This is a genomic window from Pseudomonas sp. GW821-FHT09E04 (genome assembly GCF_059416185.1).
This window is the reverse complement of the sequence record NZ_JBWKOR010000005.1, coordinates 83,507-100,903: the sequence shown is the minus strand read 5'-3', so window position 1 is coordinate 100,903 and position 17,397 is coordinate 83,507. Positions and strand designations below refer to the sequence as shown.

Annotated in this window: 13 protein-coding genes; 5 read left to right on the top strand and 8 right to left on the bottom strand. The window is 61.0% G+C overall.

Annotated features, from left to right (window positions below; genetic code table 11):
* Positions 1 to 59: 59 nt before the first annotated feature.
* The 8 genes from AC07N4_RS19290 to cbiE all read right to left on the bottom strand — a co-directional run bounded on the left by AC07N4_RS19290 (position 60) and on the right by cbiE (position 5,369).
* Positions 60 to 506, bottom strand: coding sequence for a DUF2946 domain-containing protein (locus tag AC07N4_RS19290; RefSeq protein WP_096819759.1), 447 nt, complete (start codon positions 504 to 506; stop codon positions 60 to 62).
* Between the two features lie 21 nt (positions 507 to 527).
* Positions 528 to 1,007, bottom strand: coding sequence for a copper chaperone PCu(A)C (locus AC07N4_RS19285; RefSeq protein WP_192559658.1), 480 nt, complete (start codon positions 1,005 to 1,007; stop codon positions 528 to 530).
* 48 nt (positions 1,008 to 1,055) lie between these two features.
* The gene (locus AC07N4_RS19280; RefSeq protein WP_493065786.1) at positions 1,056 to 1,457 is read right to left on the bottom strand and encodes a DUF2946 domain-containing protein; all 402 of its coding nucleotides are present in this window, start codon (positions 1,455 to 1,457) and stop codon (positions 1,056 to 1,058) included.
* 97 nt (positions 1,458 to 1,554) lie between these two features.
* Positions 1,555 to 1,845, bottom strand: coding sequence for an addiction module antidote protein (locus tag AC07N4_RS19275; protein WP_085609233.1), 291 nt, complete (start codon positions 1,843 to 1,845; stop codon positions 1,555 to 1,557).
* A 3-nt stretch (positions 1,846 to 1,848) separates the two neighbouring features.
* The gene (locus AC07N4_RS19270; RefSeq protein WP_102620223.1) at positions 1,849 to 2,151 is read right to left on the bottom strand and encodes a type II toxin-antitoxin system RelE/ParE family toxin; all 303 of its coding nucleotides are present in this window, start codon (positions 2,149 to 2,151) and stop codon (positions 1,849 to 1,851) included.
* Positions 2,152 to 2,342: 191 nt separating this feature from the next.
* Positions 2,343 to 3,071, bottom strand: coding sequence for a cobalt-precorrin-6A reductase (locus AC07N4_RS19265; protein ID WP_493065785.1), 729 nt, complete (start codon positions 3,069 to 3,071; stop codon positions 2,343 to 2,345).
* On the bottom strand, positions 3,068 to 4,165 hold the full coding sequence (locus AC07N4_RS19260; protein ID WP_493065784.1) for a cobalt-precorrin-5B (C(1))-methyltransferase: 1,098 nt from the start codon (positions 4,163 to 4,165) through the stop codon (positions 3,068 to 3,070). Before AC07N4_RS19260 ends, AC07N4_RS19265 begins: the two co-directional genes overlap by 4 nt.
* Positions 4,158 to 5,369: a precorrin-6y C5,15-methyltransferase (decarboxylating) subunit CbiE gene (gene cbiE, locus AC07N4_RS19255; RefSeq protein ID WP_493065783.1), complete on the bottom strand. Its 1,212-nt coding sequence runs from the start codon at positions 5,367 to 5,369 to the stop codon at positions 4,158 to 4,160. Before cbiE ends, AC07N4_RS19260 begins: the two co-directional genes overlap by 8 nt.
* 144 nt (positions 5,370 to 5,513) lie before the next feature.
* Here cbiE and cobG point away from each other — a divergent pair, with 144 nt between their 5' ends.
* The 5 genes from cobG (at position 5,514) to AC07N4_RS19230 (ending at position 17,344) form a co-directional block, all read left to right on the top strand.
* A complete protein-coding gene (gene cobG, locus AC07N4_RS19250; protein WP_493065782.1) occupies positions 5,514 to 6,812 on the top strand; it encodes a precorrin-3B synthase in 1,299 nt (432 codons plus the stop codon).
* On the top strand, positions 6,805 to 7,431 hold the full coding sequence (locus tag AC07N4_RS19245) for a precorrin-8X methylmutase (RefSeq protein ID WP_114881270.1): 627 nt from the start codon (positions 6,805 to 6,807) through the stop codon (positions 7,429 to 7,431). Before cobG ends, AC07N4_RS19245 begins: the two co-directional genes overlap by 8 nt.
* Positions 7,428 to 8,162: a precorrin-2 C(20)-methyltransferase gene (locus AC07N4_RS19240; RefSeq protein WP_425220352.1), complete on the top strand. Its 735-nt coding sequence runs from the start codon at positions 7,428 to 7,430 to the stop codon at positions 8,160 to 8,162. Before AC07N4_RS19245 ends, AC07N4_RS19240 begins: the two co-directional genes overlap by 4 nt.
* Positions 8,162 to 9,865 (top strand): precorrin-3B C(17)-methyltransferase, encoded by a 1,704-nt coding sequence (cobJ, locus tag AC07N4_RS19235; RefSeq protein ID WP_493065781.1) that lies wholly within the window; start codon positions 8,162 to 8,164, stop codon positions 9,863 to 9,865. Before AC07N4_RS19240 ends, cobJ begins: the two co-directional genes overlap by 1 nt.
* Before the next feature lie 318 nt (positions 9,866 to 10,183).
* Positions 10,184 to 17,344 (top strand): TcdA/TcdB pore-forming domain-containing protein, encoded by a 7,161-nt coding sequence (locus AC07N4_RS19230; protein WP_495077481.1) that lies wholly within the window; start codon positions 10,184 to 10,186, stop codon positions 17,342 to 17,344.
* The last annotated feature ends 53 nt before the right edge of the window (positions 17,345 to 17,397 follow it).

The following is a 17,397-nucleotide window of genomic DNA, read 5'->3' as shown; positions in this document are numbered from 1 at the left end:
ACGACACGGCCGGCAGCCTGAAGCTGTCTTCTCAACCGTGTGCAATCAGAGGTGGGTGTTTACGCTGCGACGGGCGGGGCGCGGGTGCGGGCGCCAGGGAAGAAAGTCTGCCGGGCATGGCCCAGACGTGGGGAGGGCGTGGTGAAGGTGTTGACGTGGGCGATGCTGAACGTGGCAAAACTGCCGCCACCGGTCAGTGCCGGGCAGTTGAACAGCAGGCTGCAATAGCCGCATTTCTCCCACAACACATGGTGCGACGATTGCGGCGGGCAGTGTTCGGCCGAGGGTTTCGCTTCATGCGCGGAATGATCCATGCCCGCCATGTCCATCGACATGTCCATGCTCATCGGCATCGAAGTCGAGGCGTGCTGATCCATCGGCATCGACTGAGAAATCAGCGGGCCGATGAAGATCATCAACATGGCGAACAGGGCAATCCAGCTGCCGCGTGTCAGGTGTTCAGTCTGACGGCGTTGCACGGACGACCTGGCGCTGCGCGGGCGCATGGGCGGAGTCTGCCGAAGGGGTTACTGGGCGTGCGCGTGTTCCGGCATGTCTTGCGGTGGCTTCTTCTGCACGGCCACTTCGACGGTCACGTTACCGGCCTTTTCAAAGTGCAGGGTCAGCGGGAAGCGCTTGCCATCGGTCAACAGACTGCGGTCGGTCGGATTCATCAGCATCACGTGATAGGCCATCGGCGCGAAGGTCACGTTTTCGCCGGCCGGGATCGACACGTTCGGCACCTGTTGCATCTTCATCAGATCGCCCTGCATCACGTGTTCGTGCAGTTCGGCAGTCGGGGCGATGGGCGAATCCACGCTGAGCAGGCGGTCAGCGGTCTTGCCGCCATTGTGAATGATGAAATACGCGGCAACCGTCGGCGCATTCGGTGGCAGTTCCTGTGACCACGGGTGGGCGATTTCCAGCTCGCCGGCCTTGTATTCGTGGGCATGGGCGAAGCACGCAGGCAGCAACAGCGCAGCGATGACGATGAATTTGTTCAACATGGCAGTTCTCCAGAACGATTTGAAACGCAGGTCAAATGCGGGAACAAATCAAACCAGAGGAGAGGCGCGGGGATTGAGGCTCGGCCATTGCTGGCGCGGTGTCGGGGATTGCAGCAAGGCGAGCGCCACACTGCGATTGCTTTCGTATCGGGCGAAGTACAGCTGCGGCGAATGCCCCGGCAACGCCACCACCGGCGCCGATCCGGAACAGCACCAGCAATGCTGCATGGTCGAATGATTGTCACCGCTTTGCGGTGCTTTCTGATCGAGGCTGCCGATGTCGATCGCCACCATCTTCGTCCCGCTGCCGGTGCAGAAACTGCTCCACAGCAACTGTTCGGCCGGCGTTTGCGCCGCCTGCGCCATGGCACCCGTCAACGGCATGGCGAGCATGTTGAACAGCACTGCGAAGCAGGCGATCCAGGCAAATGCGAGCCGGTGTCGGTTCATGGGACAGGTCCGTAGGGTGGGCGATCAGGCGCGGCTATTTAGCCTGATCAGGGCCGATAAGTAAAAAAGCGTCGTGCGGTTTGGTGTCGCAGAGGATTCAGCCTGCTACGGCATGCAGCCGCAAACCCAGCGCCTTCATGACTTTCATGATAGTCGCGAATTCCGGATTTCCAGTGCTGCTCAGCGCTTTATAAAGGCTTTCACGACCCAGACCTGCATCTCGCGCAACCTGAGTCATGCCTTGGGCGCGGGCAATGTCATTAAGCGCTGCACGGATGAGAACGCCATCGCCAGCATCTTCGTCAAAACAAGCGTCCAGGTAAGCCGCCATTTCCTCGGGCGTTTTCAGAAATTCTGCAGCGTCGAAGCGGGTGAATTTTTCGGTCATGACTTACTCCTCATTACCGATGCTTTGCGCCATCCGGATGGCGCGTTTGATATCTCGTTTTTGTGTCGACTTGTCGCCCCCCAGCAGTAGCAGATAAATCACGTCACCTTTACGTGTGAAGTACATCCTGTAGCCGGGACCGTAATGAACACGCATTTCATAAACGGCACTGCCAACGAACTCGCAATCACCCATGTTTCCATGCTCTGCACCTCGAATTCTGGCGATGATTCGAGCTTTGCCATTGGTGTCTTTCATCGAGTCGAGCCAATCGGCAAATGCAGGGGATCGTTCAAATTCGATCATGTCGAAATCGTATTCCTTGGGATACAGACTGACAAGCCGCATTTTTCTTGAGCGCTGCAGTGCGCTTCAAGAATTTGCTCGCTGCAAATCTGTGGGGATTAAAGGAATCGAAATCTTGGGGTGAGGTGGCAAGAACGAACAGTCAGATGCTTCCTGAAAATTTGCCGGTCAAATCAAGGATTAGCTCGAAATCAGGAATTATCTGACGTAGAGAGGGCTTCCAGGACTTCAGACGTGCTCATGAACTCCCGATCAACCCCCGCCAACTCCGGCCGCTTCAACACCATCACCGGCACCCCAAGCTCCCGCGCCACTTCCAGTTTCGGCTCGGTTGCGGTGCTGCCGCTGTTCTTGCTGATCAGCACGTCGATCTGCCGGCGTTCGAACAACGCCCGCTCATCCTCCAGCAGAAACGGTCCACGGGCGCCGATGACTTCGCAGCGTTCGTTGCCGGGGTAGACGTCGAGGGCGCGCAGGGTCCAGAACTGGTGCGCAGGGATTTCATCGAGGTGCTGAAGCGGTTCGCGGCCAAGGGTGAACAGGGGGCGGCGGAAGGGTTCGAGGGCGGTGATCAGTTCGGCCCAGTCGGCGACTTCGCGCCAGTCATCGCCCGGCTGTGGTTGCCACGCCGGGCGGCGCAGGGCCCAGCAGGGAATGCCGGTGAGTTGCGCGGCGGTGGCGGCGTTCTGGCTGATTTGTGCGGCGTACGGATGGGTCGCGTCGAGCAGCAGATCGATGCCTTCATCGCGAATGAACTGCGCCAGACCCTCGGCACCACCATAGCCGCCGACGCGCACCTGACACGTCAGATCGGTCGGCACACGGCCCACTCCAGCCAGGCTGTAAATGTGTTCCGGCCCCAAAGTGCGCGCGATGGCCAGCGCTTCAGTCACGCCGCCCAGCAACAGAATCCGTTTCATACAAAAGCCCCCGCATGGCCAACGATGCCGCCCTGACGATCAATCGCAAACACCTCGACCTGCACCTGCGCCGGCACCACGCTGCGTGCGAATTCCAGAGCATGACGGCAGACCTCGTCGCCCAGCGCAACGCCCGCCGCACTGGCCATCGCCAACGCCTGCTGACTGGTGTTCGCCCCGCGAATAGCTTGCTGCAAGGCGTCATCGGCGCCAATCGCCGCCGCCCATTCGGCCAGTTGCGGCAGGTCGATGCTCGAATGGCGCGAGTGCAGATCCATGTGCCCGGCCGCCAGTTTGCTGATCTTGCCGAAGCCGCCGCACAGGCTGAGTTTATCCACAGGCACTTTGCGCAGGTGCTTGAGTACGGCGCCGACGAAGTCGCCCATTTCGATCAGGGCGATTTCCGGCAGGTCGTAGACCCGGCGCATGGTGTCTTCGCTGGCGTTGCCGGTGCAGGCGGCGATGTGCAGGTAGCCGTTGGTTTTTGCCACGTCGATGCCTTGATGGATCGAGGCAATGTACGCCGCACAGGAAAACGGCCGGACGATGCCGCTGGTGCCGAGGATCGACAGGCCGCCGAGAATCCCCAGGCGCGGGTTCATGGTTTTCAGCGCCAGGGCTTCGCCGCCCTCGACATTCACCGTCACCTCGAAGCCGCCGCGATAGCCGGTTTCTTCGGCGAGCAATGTCAGGTGATCGCTGATCATTTTTCGCGGCACCGGGTTGATCGCCGGTTCGCCGACGGCCAGCACCAGCCCCGGCCGAGTGACGGTGCCGACGCCTTTGCCGGCGATGAAGCGGATACCCGGCTCGGCCATCAGTTGCACGCGGGAGTAGAGCAGGGCGCCATGCGTCACGTCCGGGTCGTCGCCGGCGTCCTTGAGGGTTCCGGCTTCGGCGCCGTTCTCGGTCAGCCGACAGAACTCCAGGCGCATCTGCACCTGCTTGCCCTTGGGCAATACGATTTGCACGGCGTCCGCCACCACTCCACCGAGCAACAGGCGCGCGGCGGCGAGGCTGGTGGCGGTGGCGCAGCTGCCGGTGGTCAGGCCGCTGCGCAGGGGCGCAGGTTGTTCGGCGGTTTCGTCACGCATCGAGGGGTTTGACCAGATCGAGCAGGGTGATCGGCAAGGCCTGACGCCAGGTGTCGAACTCGCCCAGCGGCTGCGCCTGGGCGATGTGGATGCGGGTCAACTCGCCGCCGTGGCGTTCGCGCCAGCTCATCAAGGTCATTTCGCTTTGCAGGGTCACGGCGTTGGCGACCAGTCGGCCACCGGGTTTCAGTTGCTCCCAGCAGGTTTCCAGCACGCCTTCGCGGGTAACGCCCCCACCGATGAAAATCGCGTCCGGGCGTTCCAGCCCGACGAGGGCATGTGGTGCGCTGCCGCGAATCAGTTGCAGGCCGGGAACTCCCAGCGCATCGCGGTTGTGTTCGATCAGTTGCTGGCGACCGTCATCGGCCTCAATGGCGAGGGCGCGGCAACTCGGGTGAGCGCGCATCCATTCGATGCCGATCGAACCGCTGCCAGCGCCGACGTCCCACAGCAGTTCGCCCGGTGTCGGGGCGAGGCGGGCGAGGGTGATGGCACGCACGTCGCGCTTGGTCAATTGTCCGTCATGTTTGAAGGCTGAATCCGGCAGGCCGGCGAGACGCGACAGACGCGGTGTCTGCGGATCGGCGAGGCACTCGATGGCGATCACATTGAGATCGGCAATGTCTGGGTCGTTCCAGTCGTTGGCGGTGCCGTCGATCCGGCGTTCGGCGCTGCCGCCCAGATGTTCCAGAACGCTCAGGCGACTGGGGCCGAATCCGCGCTCGCGCAGCAATGCCGCAACGGCGGCCGGGCTCTGTCCGTCATTGCTCAACAGCAACAGGCGCACGCCGCTGGACAACCGACCATTGAGGGCCACCAGCGGGCGGGCCACCAGCGAAAGGATGCTGACCTCCTGCAATGGCCATCCCAGCCGGGCGGCCGCCAGCGAACACGAGGACGGCGCCGGCAGCACCAGCATTTCGGTGTCCGGAACCTGCCGTGCCAGGCTTGCGCCAACGCCGTAGAACATCGGATCACCGCTGGCCAGCACGCACACCGCTTCGCCACGGCGCTCGAGAACCGGGGCCAGAGAAAACGGGCTCGGCCACAACTGGCGCTCGCCACGGATGCACACCGGTAACAGATCGAGCTGACGCTGACCGCCGATGATCCGCGAAGCGCCCATCAGGGCGCGTCGGGCATTTTTGCCCAGGCCCTTGAAGCCGTCTTCACCGATTCCTACTACTGTCAGCCAGGGTGACATCTGTAGCCCCTCAAAAAAGTGTCCGCAAACGCGCCGTTCCGACGGGCAGACTTTTCATGCCGTCGGACAAAGCAGGCATAATACCGCGCCTTCGCCCGCGAAGCGCCTTTCCCACAGAGCTGCCAGCCCTTGAACGAACGCCCGATGTCCAACGCCATACGCCCCTCGGCCTGTCCGGGGTTGCTGCGTATCGTCCAGGCGCTGGATGGCGGTATCTGCCGGATCAAGCTCGATGGCGGTTCGATCTCGGCCGATCAGGCCGATGCGGTGGCCAATGCCGCCGAGCGGTTTGCCGGCGGGGCGATCGAGGCGACCAACCGGGGCAATCTGCAGATTCGCGGCATCGGCGATCAGTCCGCCGCGTTGATCGACAGCCTGCTGGCCGCCGGGCTCGGGCCGCGAACCGCGGCGGGCGACGATGTGCGCAACCTGATGCTCAGCCCGGCCGCCGGCATCGACCGGCAGATGCGCTTCGATACCCGTCCATTGGCCGGGCAGATCCTCGAGACCCTGCAACGTCATCCGCGTTTCCATGAGTTGAGCGCCAAGTTCGCCGTGCAACTGGATGGCGGTGAAGCGCTGGCGATGCTCGAACATCCCCACGATCTGTGGTTGTCGGCATACGAAGATCGCGGCGATACGCTGTTGGCATTTGGTCTGGCGGGTTGCCCGACGGATCGACCGCTGGCCGCCGTGACGCTTGCGGATGGACATGCGCTGGTGGTCGCGGTGCTGGAGTTGTTCCTCGAACTGGCCCGACCGGAGCAGACACGAATGCGCCATCTGCTGGATGAATGCCCGGCGCCGATGTTCCTCGAAAAACTCGGTCAGCGGATCAGCCTGCTAGCTGTAGGTGATTGGCAACGTGGAGCCGTGCAGGAAGGCTTGCACATCGGCATTCATCCTCAGCAAGTGGCAGGTCAGGTCTATGTCGGTGCTGTACCGGCGCTCGGTCGTCTCGATCCGGACATGCTGCGAGGTGCCGCGCAATTGGCCAGAACCTTTGGCGACGGCAGCCTCCGTTTCACACCCTGGCAAAGTCTGTTGCTGCCCAATGTGCGGGAAGCGGACTCAGTCCAAGTGCTTGATGCTCTGAGCAAGCTGAACCTGCTGACCCAGACCGAAGATCCGCTGTCACACCTGATCGCCTGCACCGGCTCCAACGGTTGCGGCAAAGGCTTGGCCGACACCAAACACGATGCCCGCCTGCTGGCTACGCTGTTGCCACACACCGTGGATGTGCACCTGTCCGGCTGTTCGCGTTCCTGCGCCGCCGCACATCGGGCTGCCGTGACTCTGCTGGCGGTCGGCCCCGGTCACTACGATCTCTATTTCCGCGATGCAGCTCTGCCGGGTTTCGGCGCGCTGCACGCTCACAACCTTACTATCGAAGCGGCCGCGACTCTGCTCGCCGCCCGCTCACGGAGCCCCCTTGATGCTTGATTACATCCGCGACGGTCAGGAGATCTATCGCAACTCCTTCGCGATCATTCGCAGCGAGGCCAACCTCTCGCGCATCCCGGCCGACCTGGAAAAACTCGCGGTGCGGGTGATCCATGCCTGCGGCATGGTCGAGGCCATCGACGGGCTGCAATTCTCCGAAGGCGCGGGCAAGGCCGGGCGCGATGCGCTGGCTGCGGGCGCGCCGATCCTGTGCGATGCGCGGATGGTTTCCGAGGGCGTGACCCGTGCGCGCCTGCCGGCCAACAACGAAGTGATCTGCACCTTGCGCGACGACAGCGTGCCGGAGCTTGCGCGTGAGCTGGGCAACACTCGCTCGGCAGCGGCGCTGGAACTGTGGCGTCCGCATCTGGAAGGCAGCGTGGTGGTGATCGGCAACGCGCCGACCGCGCTGTTCTATCTGCTGGAAATGCTCGACGCCGGCGCTCCGAAACCGGCGCTGATCCTCGGCTTCCCGGTGGGTTTCGTCGGTGCTGCCGAATCCAAGGCCGAGCTGGCGGCCAACAGCCGTGGCGTGCCGTTCGTGATCATGCAGGGCCGCCTCGGCGGCAGTGCCATGGCCGCCGCTGCCGTCAATGCCCTCGCCACGGAGATCGAATGATGCAGGCTAAAGGACGTTTGATTGGCCTGGGCGTCGGACCCGGTGATCCGGAACTGATTACCGTCAAGGCCCTGCGCCTGCTGCGCGAATCGCCGGTGGTGGCGTATTTCGTGGCCAAGGGCAAGAAGGGCAACGCGTTCGGCATCATTGAAGCGCACCTGCAGGATGCGCAGAACCTGCTGCCGCTGGTGTACCCGGTGACCACCGAAGTGTTGCCGGCGCCGCTGTCCTACGAACAGGTGATCAGCGATTTCTACGATGACGCTGCCGAGGAAGTGGCCGCGCATCTGGATGCCGGTCGCGACGTGGCGGTGATCTGCGAAGGCGACCCGTTCTTCTACGGCTCCTACATGTACCTGCACGATCGCCTCGCCAGCCGTTACGAAGCCGAAGTGGTGCCGGGCGTTTGCTCGATGCTTGGCGGTGCTTCCGTGCTGGGCGCGCCGCTGGTGTATCGCAATCAGAGCCTGTCGGTGCTGTCCGGCGTGCTGCCTCATGAAGAGCTCAAGCGTCGTCTGGCCGATGCCGATGCGGCGGTGATCATGAAGCTGGGGCGCAACTTCCCGAAAGTGCGCGACGTGTTGGCAGAGCTGGGCCTGGCCGAGCGTGCGCTGTACGTCGAGCGCGCAACCATGGCCAATCAGAAGATCGTCCCGCTGGATGAGGTCGAGCCGATGTCGTCGCCGTACTTCTCGCTGATCATTGTTCCCGGCGAACGGTGGCAAGGCTGATGACCCATTCCACACCGGCCATCGTCATTCTCGGCCAGGGCGCGCTGGCCACGGCCCGTCGCCTTCAGCAGGTCTATCCGGCTGCGCAGATCCACGGGCTCAAAGGACGTGTCGAAGGGGCTGATCTGACTTACAGCGAGTTCGGCGCAACGCTGCGCGAGCTGTATCAACAGGACACGCCGATCATTGCGCTGTGCGCGGCAGGCATTGTCATTCGCACACTGGCGCCGCTGCTGCTGGAAAAAGGCGTCGAGCCACCGGTGCTCGCCGTGGCTGAAGACGGCAGCGCCGTGGTGCCGCTGCTCGGCGGCCTGGGCGGGGTGAATGTCATGGCCCGTGAGATGGCGACTGCACTTGAAGTGCCGGCGGCGATCACCACCAGCGGCGAATTGCGCTTTGGCACCTGCCTGCTCAACCCGCCCGGCGGTTATGCCCTCGGCGATCTGGAGCAGGGCAAACGCTTTGTCTCCGATCTGCTTGCCGGCCACAGCGTGCGCATCGATGGCGCCGCGCCTTGGCTTGAGCAGGCGCAACTGCCGGAAGATTCACAGGCGCAGCGCTCGATTCACGTCGGCAGCGACGCCCGCGTGGCGAGCGCCAGTGAGTTGCTGATTTATCCGCGCAGCGTGGCGGTGGCGGTCGGTGCCGATGTGGCCGACCTGCCGGATGCGATTCGCAATGCGTTGCTGCAGGCCGGTGTGGCGATTCAATCGCTGGCCTGTCTGGTGGCGGCTGACGTTCAGATGGCCAGCCCGGCATTGCGTGAAGCTGCGCTTGAATTGGCGGTGCCGCTACGCTTTGTTGCGCCAGCGAGTGACATCGCGGAGCTGGCAATCCATGCCGTCCCAGACGCTCGAATCATCACAACATCCCACGATATTGCCATCGCCGTGGCCGAACAGCCGCTGGATGTTTCGCAGGTCGGTCGTCCGCGCGGACGTCTGGCCGTCATCGGTCTCGGGCCGGGTGCCGCCGAGTTGATGGTGCCGGCAGTGAAGGCCGAACTGGCCCGGGCTACCGACGTGCTGGGTTACGAAACTTACGTGCGTATGGCTGGCCCGTTCCGCGACGATCAGGTGCAGCACTGCACCGATAACCGCGAAGAAATGCAGCGCGCTCGCCATGCCTTCAGACTGGCCGCTCAGGGCCGTTCGGTGATTGTGGTTTCGTCCGGCGATCCGGGGGTGTTCGCCATGGCGGCGGCGGTGCTTGAGGCGTTGCACGAGTCGACGGATCCGGCGTGGCACAGCGTCGATCTGGAAATCCTGCCGGGTGTTTCCGCGTCGCTCGCCACCGCCGCTCAGGCCGGTGCGCCGCTGGGTCACGACTTCTGCGTGATGTCGCTGTCGGACAACCTCAAGCCGTGGTCGATCATCGAAAAACGCCTGGACCTGGCCGCCGAGGCGGATCTGGCGTTGGCGTTCTACAACCCGATCTCCCGCGCCCGTCCGTGGCAACTGGGGCGAGCGCTGGAAATCGTTGCGCAACATCGCACACCGCAAACGCCAGTAGTGCTGGGCCGCGATATTGGCCGGCCGGGGCAGACACTGCGAGTGACAACGTTGGGCGCACTGACACCGGATCAGGTCGACATGCGCACGATGGTGCTGATCGGTTCGTCCACCACCTGTACTTTCCCTCGCAGCGAGGGCGGTGAGTGGGTGTATACGCCGCGTTGGTATGGGGAAAAACCGGCCGGATGACAGCGCTTTTGTAATCCGTTTTGTTTCTCTACATGGATGTCAATAACAAGGCCGCGAATGAAAGTTCGCGGCCTTGTCTGTTTTTGCGTGGCCTGTTTTCGGAATCATATTTAATTGTTGTAAAAAATCTTGAGCTGATGTTGTTGGGTGTTTCTTCTGACATTGTTTGAATGGCTTCATGTTTGTCTGTGAAGTTCTTTTGCACTAGTTTTGCGTTCGATGGGTTTTTAAGGTTCCACCGTTTTGGTTTGTCATCAGAGGATTTCTCTCTTGGCTAAGTGTTTGGTGCGCGCTTGTTTTTGGTGCGTATGTCATTGGATGTTTCAAGGAAGTCGGTTCATGCAAGATGCAAAAGTTAAAGTCGTTGATGGTGAATATGTAAAATTCGTCAATTTGTTCAAGTTGGCGGACCTTGAACAGGCACTGTCGCCGTACAAGAACACCCGACAATATGATGCCGTTATCCGTTATTACTTTGCCTGCATCGGCCTGCTTGATTCGCCGCGGCTGCTGCATCCTCTGGCGCTGTTCAAGCAGGCGCTGGGCGAATTTGGCCAGGGCCGTGTACGCCGGGAAGTGGAGCAGGAGCCGGCGCACAGCCCTGATACAGAATCGGCTCCCACCCTTTCACAAATAACTGACCGAGTTGAAAACTTCGAGTCGCGCCTGCTTAACAGCATCGAACAAATTAAATCGCCTGCGACGCAAGTACCGAAAATTTTGCACTTCGTGTGGCTGGGTGGGGGCATTAGCGAGATTCAGCGTGATTACATCAATCTCTGGAAACAAATACTGGCCGGGCAGGGATACAAAATCAATCTCTGGTATGACAGTGATGCAATGCTTGTCCATCAGACGACTCGCCTTATTGTCGAGGCCGCCAAAGCGCACGCGATGCAGCAGGGTGGAGTTGATAGCGCTACGGAATATGAACTCGGAGAGGCCTATGTAAGGCGAGCGATTGTTCTGAAGCAGCAAATGTTTGCTCATATCAATGAGGCTGTAGCAAGCGGTGTATCAGCTGACGATGCCAGAATGCAGTTGTTGGCCAAAGCGTATGGTCAGCAGGACACAGATCTGAAACTGCTTAAAGAGCGCAATTTGCAGAGCCTGCAGGCGGTGGCCGGTGGCGACTTGCAGTTGCGCGATTTGGCCGGCACTTCGCAACCCATGCAGTTACAAGCCATTTACGATCAGGAAATGCGCATGCGCGGCAATCTTGCCGCGGGTTCCGATGTTGTGCGGCTAGAAGTATTAGTGCCAGAAGGCGGAATGTACTCAGATGTCGATAATCTTCCTCCCTTATTGAAGGAGTTGGGCGGTTTGGATATCAGCAAGTTCGGTCCGTATGCCGAGCTTGGCATCACTCAACTGCTGTTGGATCACAATCCACACTGGATGCCCGGACGTCAGGCATTGCGCAGTCGTTACAAGAGTTATGACCACTACATCCCCCAGGAACATCGTGCCGCGCTGGAGTCTTTTGCCAAAAGCGCGCCGGCGTTGAGTCAAGTCTTCCAGGCGCCGAGCGACCTGTTGGCACGCTCTTACATGCTGCGTGCCGTGGCTGAAATGGGTTCAGTGACCAACGCTTATCTGATGGCTCATCCGGGCGCGCCGATGCTGCAGTCGGTGCAGGAGTGTCTGCGTTTCAACTTTGCAGTGATCGACTCAGTCGCCATGGTGGGTAGGGCCAAAGGTGTCGCGCCAGATGACCACGGTGCCATGCAAAAGCTGGCGGTTGTCGAAATCGAGCGTCGACTCGGGCCTTTGAATGCGCTGTCTAATGTTCGGGAAATGGAAATGTATACGCTGGCGGATGCTATCGCCGGTTACCACAGAGACGGTATTCGTCCAGAAAAGGAGGTAACGATTTTTCTGACCGGTCCAGGGGCTATGCGCCGGGGCATGCAGGACTATGAACGGGCTCATTTCACACCTCGGGACGACGGCACCCTGAATCCAGAGCTGAGTATCGCTCCTCTGGGGACAGTTAATCGCTCTAGCGAGGAGGAGCAGGACCACTCATGGAAGGAAAACGCAGAGAATTTAGTTCAATGGGTAAAAGATGAAAAACAACGTTGGCACGACGGCCAATACAAAACCCGCTACGCCGGCAACATCGACGAACTGCTAAAACACTCGGCCGTCGAATTCGAACTCGGCTGGCCGCTCATCGAAGGACGCCATGTCCTGAATACCGAGCTGTTGCAGCGCATGGCCGAGCGCCTCGGTGAACCGTTTACCCAGGCGATGATGAGCGGCCACGATGGCAAGGTTGTGTTCGCTGAAAGGTTGCCGCTGAGCTTCGATGATCGTCAGGCCATCCGCAATCAGGACACTCGCCTGCGGCCACCGGCATTCCCGAAAAGTCCGATCGCCCAGAATCTCGCGCTGGATGAACTGTTGATCGGTCTGGGCGCCGGCTCCTGGCAACTTGCGCAGCTCAACCCGTTGCAGCGTTTGACGCTTGGGGCGTTGGTGGGCATCGAGTCACTGGACAGTCAGAGCTTTTCCGCCCTGAGCGGTGCGCTGGACAATCTGATCAACAGCGTCAGCGAGCGGGGGACGTCCGGGCGTTACGCAGTGATCGAGCAGCATCTCTATCAGCGTCGGGCGCCCGCGTTTCTGGCAGGGATGGCAAGTGTCGAGGATGGCTTGCCGGCGAACTCGGTCAGCGCACTGAGCCTGAAGAAAAACGCGCTGGCCAACGCCGTGACGCTGTTTGACTGGGGGCGTCAGGTGGCGCAGGTCCAGCGACTCGCCACTCAGGAACACCGTGAAAAGGTACAGGAACGGGTGGAGCAAGTGCTGAACCAGTTCGAGGCCGGAACCGCCAAACTGGTGCCTCAAGATCTTTTGATGCATGGACCAGGTGACACGGCTGGCGGCCGTTGCTTTCCGCTGGTGCTGGCGATGAGTGCCGCCCTCACGCAGGGCGAGGTAGCGACCCGACAATTGCGCGAGCGGTTTTTCCTGACGGTACTTGAACCGGGGCAATCGGACTCGACGGCGTTTCTGGGGGCACTGGAGGAAATGCGTGGCATGAACGCCGCAGAGGTCGGCACGGCGCTGGGGCGGGTCGATCTGGACACGGTGGTCTCGACCCTCGAGGAGTCTGTTAGCACCCGAACCCTGATGCTCAACTCGGACAACCACTCGATGCTGGTGGCCCGAACTGTAAACGGGGCGGCAGACGCTTATCACTTCTATGATCCGAACTTCGGCCTGTTCGAATTCGACAGTCCCGCGACCTTCAAAATGGCCCTGAAGCAATTTTTCAAGGACACGGACATGGCTCAACACTACGCCGTGTATGGCAAGGCTGGCAGGCCGCAGTTCGATCTGATCGATGTTCAGGGGGAGCAGGTTGCCGGTCTGGAGCTGTCGAGCGGCTTCAAGGTGGCTCAGTTGCTCAAGGATGAACCACTGCCGGACAAACCGTTCAGGCCCATTCGCCAGAGGGTTAACAGTGCTCACGGCCAGTCGCTGATGGCGAATTCGCGACTGGGCAGTGCGCTGCTGAGTTCAGACAATCACTGGTGGGCGGAGCAGATCGCTGAGGCAACTTCGCGCTTGCAGGAGGGCCATGATTCGGTCACTCCATTGGTGCCGTTGTTCGATTCGCTGGAGGTGATACCCGAGGGCGGCTATCGGGTGAACATGATCGATCCGCAGAGTGGCGAGTCGGTGGCCATGGTCACCAGCCGGGATGATCGCCTGTTGCGAATCAGGAGTTACCTGACTGACCTGTTCTCGACCCTGGGGCGCAAACGTGCGACCGGCGCGGTGGTGGATCCGACCGAGGCGGCAGCGGTGCACACGCTCAATGCCGGGTTTGCGGTGCAGGCACTGATGAATGCGTTGCGCGGGCGTGAAGGCGACGAGCGCACATTGAGCACTGCGGTGCAGTGGCATGCCTACGTCAACTACGCACAACTGGTGCATGGCAATGTGGTCGATGTGGCAGGGCTGATCGGTCTGGTGCAAGCCGCGTTGCGCGATGAAAAACTGATTGCCCGTACCAGTGCGAAGGTGGTCGGCGAAGCACTTGAGCCATTGACCGGCAGAGCCATCGGTGCTGTAGCCGGGCATGTGGCCAACGAGGGCGTCGGTGCCGTGCTGGGGCTGGCCAATGTCGGCTTCGATATCTATCAGTTGGCGAATGCCCGTAACGATGTCGAAATCGCGACCTATGCCACTCAACTGACATTCGACGCCAGCAGTCTGGCCCTGACGGGGGCGGGACTTGGTGCGGCGCTCGCCGGCGCGGGTACGGCGGCTGCAGTGCTGGGTGGCGCCGGGGTGATTCTGGGTGGCCTGGCAGTCGGCGTGGCTGCACTGGCGCAAAACTTCGCAACCATCGCAGAAGAAGCGAAAGCGGTCGGGCTGTTTTTCGCGGAACTGGAGCAGGCGCATCACGGTGCCGGGTATCGCTACAGCGGCGAGCAGGGTGCCTGGTTGCCGCGTCCGTCGCTGATTATCAACGGTCTGGATCTGAGCAGCGGCAAACTGTTGCTCGATAGCACTCGCCTGTACCCGCTGCACGATCATTTCGGCGTACCGGAATTCGAGGTCGACTATTCACGCGCCATCAACCTGAGCAAGGAGCTGGGCTACCCCGCCGAGATGAAGTTCTCGCCACCGGCCGAGCAAGCCATTGTCCTGCCGTGTACGCCGATCACCTGCTACCGCTACGAGTACCAGATCCTGCCGTTTGCATCGCAGCGCCACGACAAGGGCTTCGACATCGCCCGGCGTCTGGAGAAGAAAAAAGCAGACGGTCAGTGGCTGTTCCTGTTTTCGTTCTACTCGTTTCCCAGCCACTACATCCTCTATCGGATGTACCCCGATTATCGGCCGACCGAGATCAACGTCACGCTCGATGCGCAGGCACGCAAACTGGTGGTGCCGGTCATCCCCAAGCCATGGCACGAGCAGATCAGCTATCGGATTCAGGGCGGTGGAGGCACATGCACACTCGTGCTCAACCCCGGCGTCAACGTCGGACTGACGTCAGTAGGCAAACAAAAGGACCGCTGGATCATTGTCGCGCCGTGGGCCGTCGAGACGGACATCGTGTTCGGCAGCAACGGGCAATTCAGTATCAAAGGCTGCGAATTCAAGGTGACGGCTGACATAGCGCCGGAAATTTCCCTGCTGATCGAAAATGGCCGGCTCTTCCGGATTGCCGGCGACAAACGGCTTGAGCTGGATCTTCTGGAAGAACAGGCGCCCAAAGGGCTGGACGGCCAGATCCTGCAGGATCATCTGCAAGACCTGGCGCGAGCCCATCGATTGGCGCTGCGCTACACGCCGATCCACGACTATCTGATTCCGTTCGAAAACATCAAGGTTCCGCGCTACACCAATGGCTGGTACGACGCTGCGGAGGACCGGATCCTCTACATTCGCAACGACGAGGTGTTCGACGATGAGGGGCTGTTGTCGGTGGTGGTCGGCGGCTTGGCGTTTTTCCATGATCCGCTCGGTTACGAGATCTGCCAGGTTGATGCTGGCACGGGACTGCTCAGTCATCGCTATCGTTTGATGTTCCGTCGCACTGGCGTCAGCACGATCCGCAGCGTCGAAGCCGATGGTCAGGGCGTCGTGCATGTGGTGCAGGACTATGCCCATGAAGACGGCACGCTTGAGCGCCTCAATTACCTGATTCACGAAGGCTTGCTGTGGCTGAGTTCGGTTACCCGCGGACTTGAACCGACCTTCGAGTCGCTGCTCGATGACAGCACTCCCTTGGCCGGCTGGGCTCCGATACTGGGCGAGTGGGTGGTGCCCAAACCGGTCTACGATGACAAGGGGTATGCCACGGTCGACTGGCAGTTCGCGCCTTACGTTTCGATCTGCTGGAAGATCGAAGAGAACGCCCGGGACATGGCCTGGATTCGTACCCGTGACAATCTGATCGTGCGGCCGGTACCGCGTCGTCGTCATGCACGCGGCTGGCCCGATTCGGTCCAGAACCTGAACGAGTTGATGCTGCTGACGCTGGCTGATGACGTCGACGTGTTTGTCATCTACGACCGCCAGCTTCAGAACCTGTGCCGGGTGCAGCGCACAGTGGAGGAAGGGCAGGGCCAATGGTCGCACCGCTGGGTGCAACCTGGGGGCCTGAAACAGGTGACTGCTGAGCACAAGGGTTATCAGGCGCGGACCGAGGACGGGTTGTCGTTCGAGATCGGTACCGACGGCGAAGTGCGTTTTGCGGGTCTGGCCGAACCATGGCTCAAGGGACGAGGGCAATGGTGGCTGGCGCTCGAAGCGGTGGCCCGGCAATACACCGTTGAACAGTTCCTGATTGTCGGCATTGCCAATGCCGCTGGCGATGCACGCTTGCACGCCTGGTACGTGGGAGGCCGCCTGCTGCTGTGTGAGGCGCAACAGACGCAGCTCCAACTGCTCGGCATGACGCCGGACAATCAATCGGCATGGCTGTTCGAACCCGAAAGCGGCGAGGTCTGGCGCCAGACCTTTATCGATAAAGAGCAACTCGACCAGGCCTTCGGAAAAGGCACGCAATTGTTACAGGCCGCATTGCTGCCCAAACCCGAACGACAGTGGACTGCCTGGCGTTTTGCCGATGTGCGGATCGACGGTGCTGGTCTTGTGGGCACGACGCGGGAGGGGGTGGTGCTGCAACTGGAACATCAGGCACCCCCGCTGATCACCGGCGTGCAGCATGATTGGCTGGCGGCCCATGGCGACAATCTGATCGGCAACTTGCAGGCCTTGCTGGCGAACGAGGCGCATCGTCCGTTCATTTCGATCGCTGCGCAGGACGCCAGTGTTCAGTGGTACATCGCCGACAGCGCACGGCTGATCCAGATCCCCGCTGCCGATTTGCCAAAGGATTTCGAGCTGCTCGGAACCCGGCGAAATACCGATGTCCTGCTGCATAAGCCGCAGGAACGGGTCGTTCAGGGCTACCCGAGTTTGCGTCAGATCAAACCGCTGGATTATGTCCAGCGCACGGGTGAGGTACTGGTGCTTGAAGGGCGGGTGGATGCCTACGATCTGCTGCCGCTGGTGCCGGACGATGTGCGCACACTGGTTTTGCGGGTGGGGCGCGGTTCGATGAAATGGCACCTGTCCGAGGCGCTCATGCGCAAGCTCGATTCGCTGGTGGTGGATTGCCGTTATCCGCTGGTGGGTTTTCCGCAGTTCATGGGCCGCTTGATCCTGACCATGACCGATCCGCACAAGCTCGAAGTGGGGATGGTCGAGGAGCATCTGGTGGTGATTGATCCTGACAGTGAGCACTGTGTGCTGGTGCGCAATGCGGATGCGCCTGATCCGGCGCTGCGTGGTGATGCCATGCTTGAGGTCAAGGGGCTGCATCCATGTCAGGTGTCGACCCTGGTGCGTTGGCTGAAGGCGCGCAAGGATGAAACCGAAAGCGTGACGTTGAAAGCCTTGATCGATCAGGCAGGCGCGAAGAAAACCGTCGAGTCTGCCGGTTGAGGGCTTACGGGCACTGACGAAAAAAGACCGCCGACGTTACCGTCGGCGGTCTT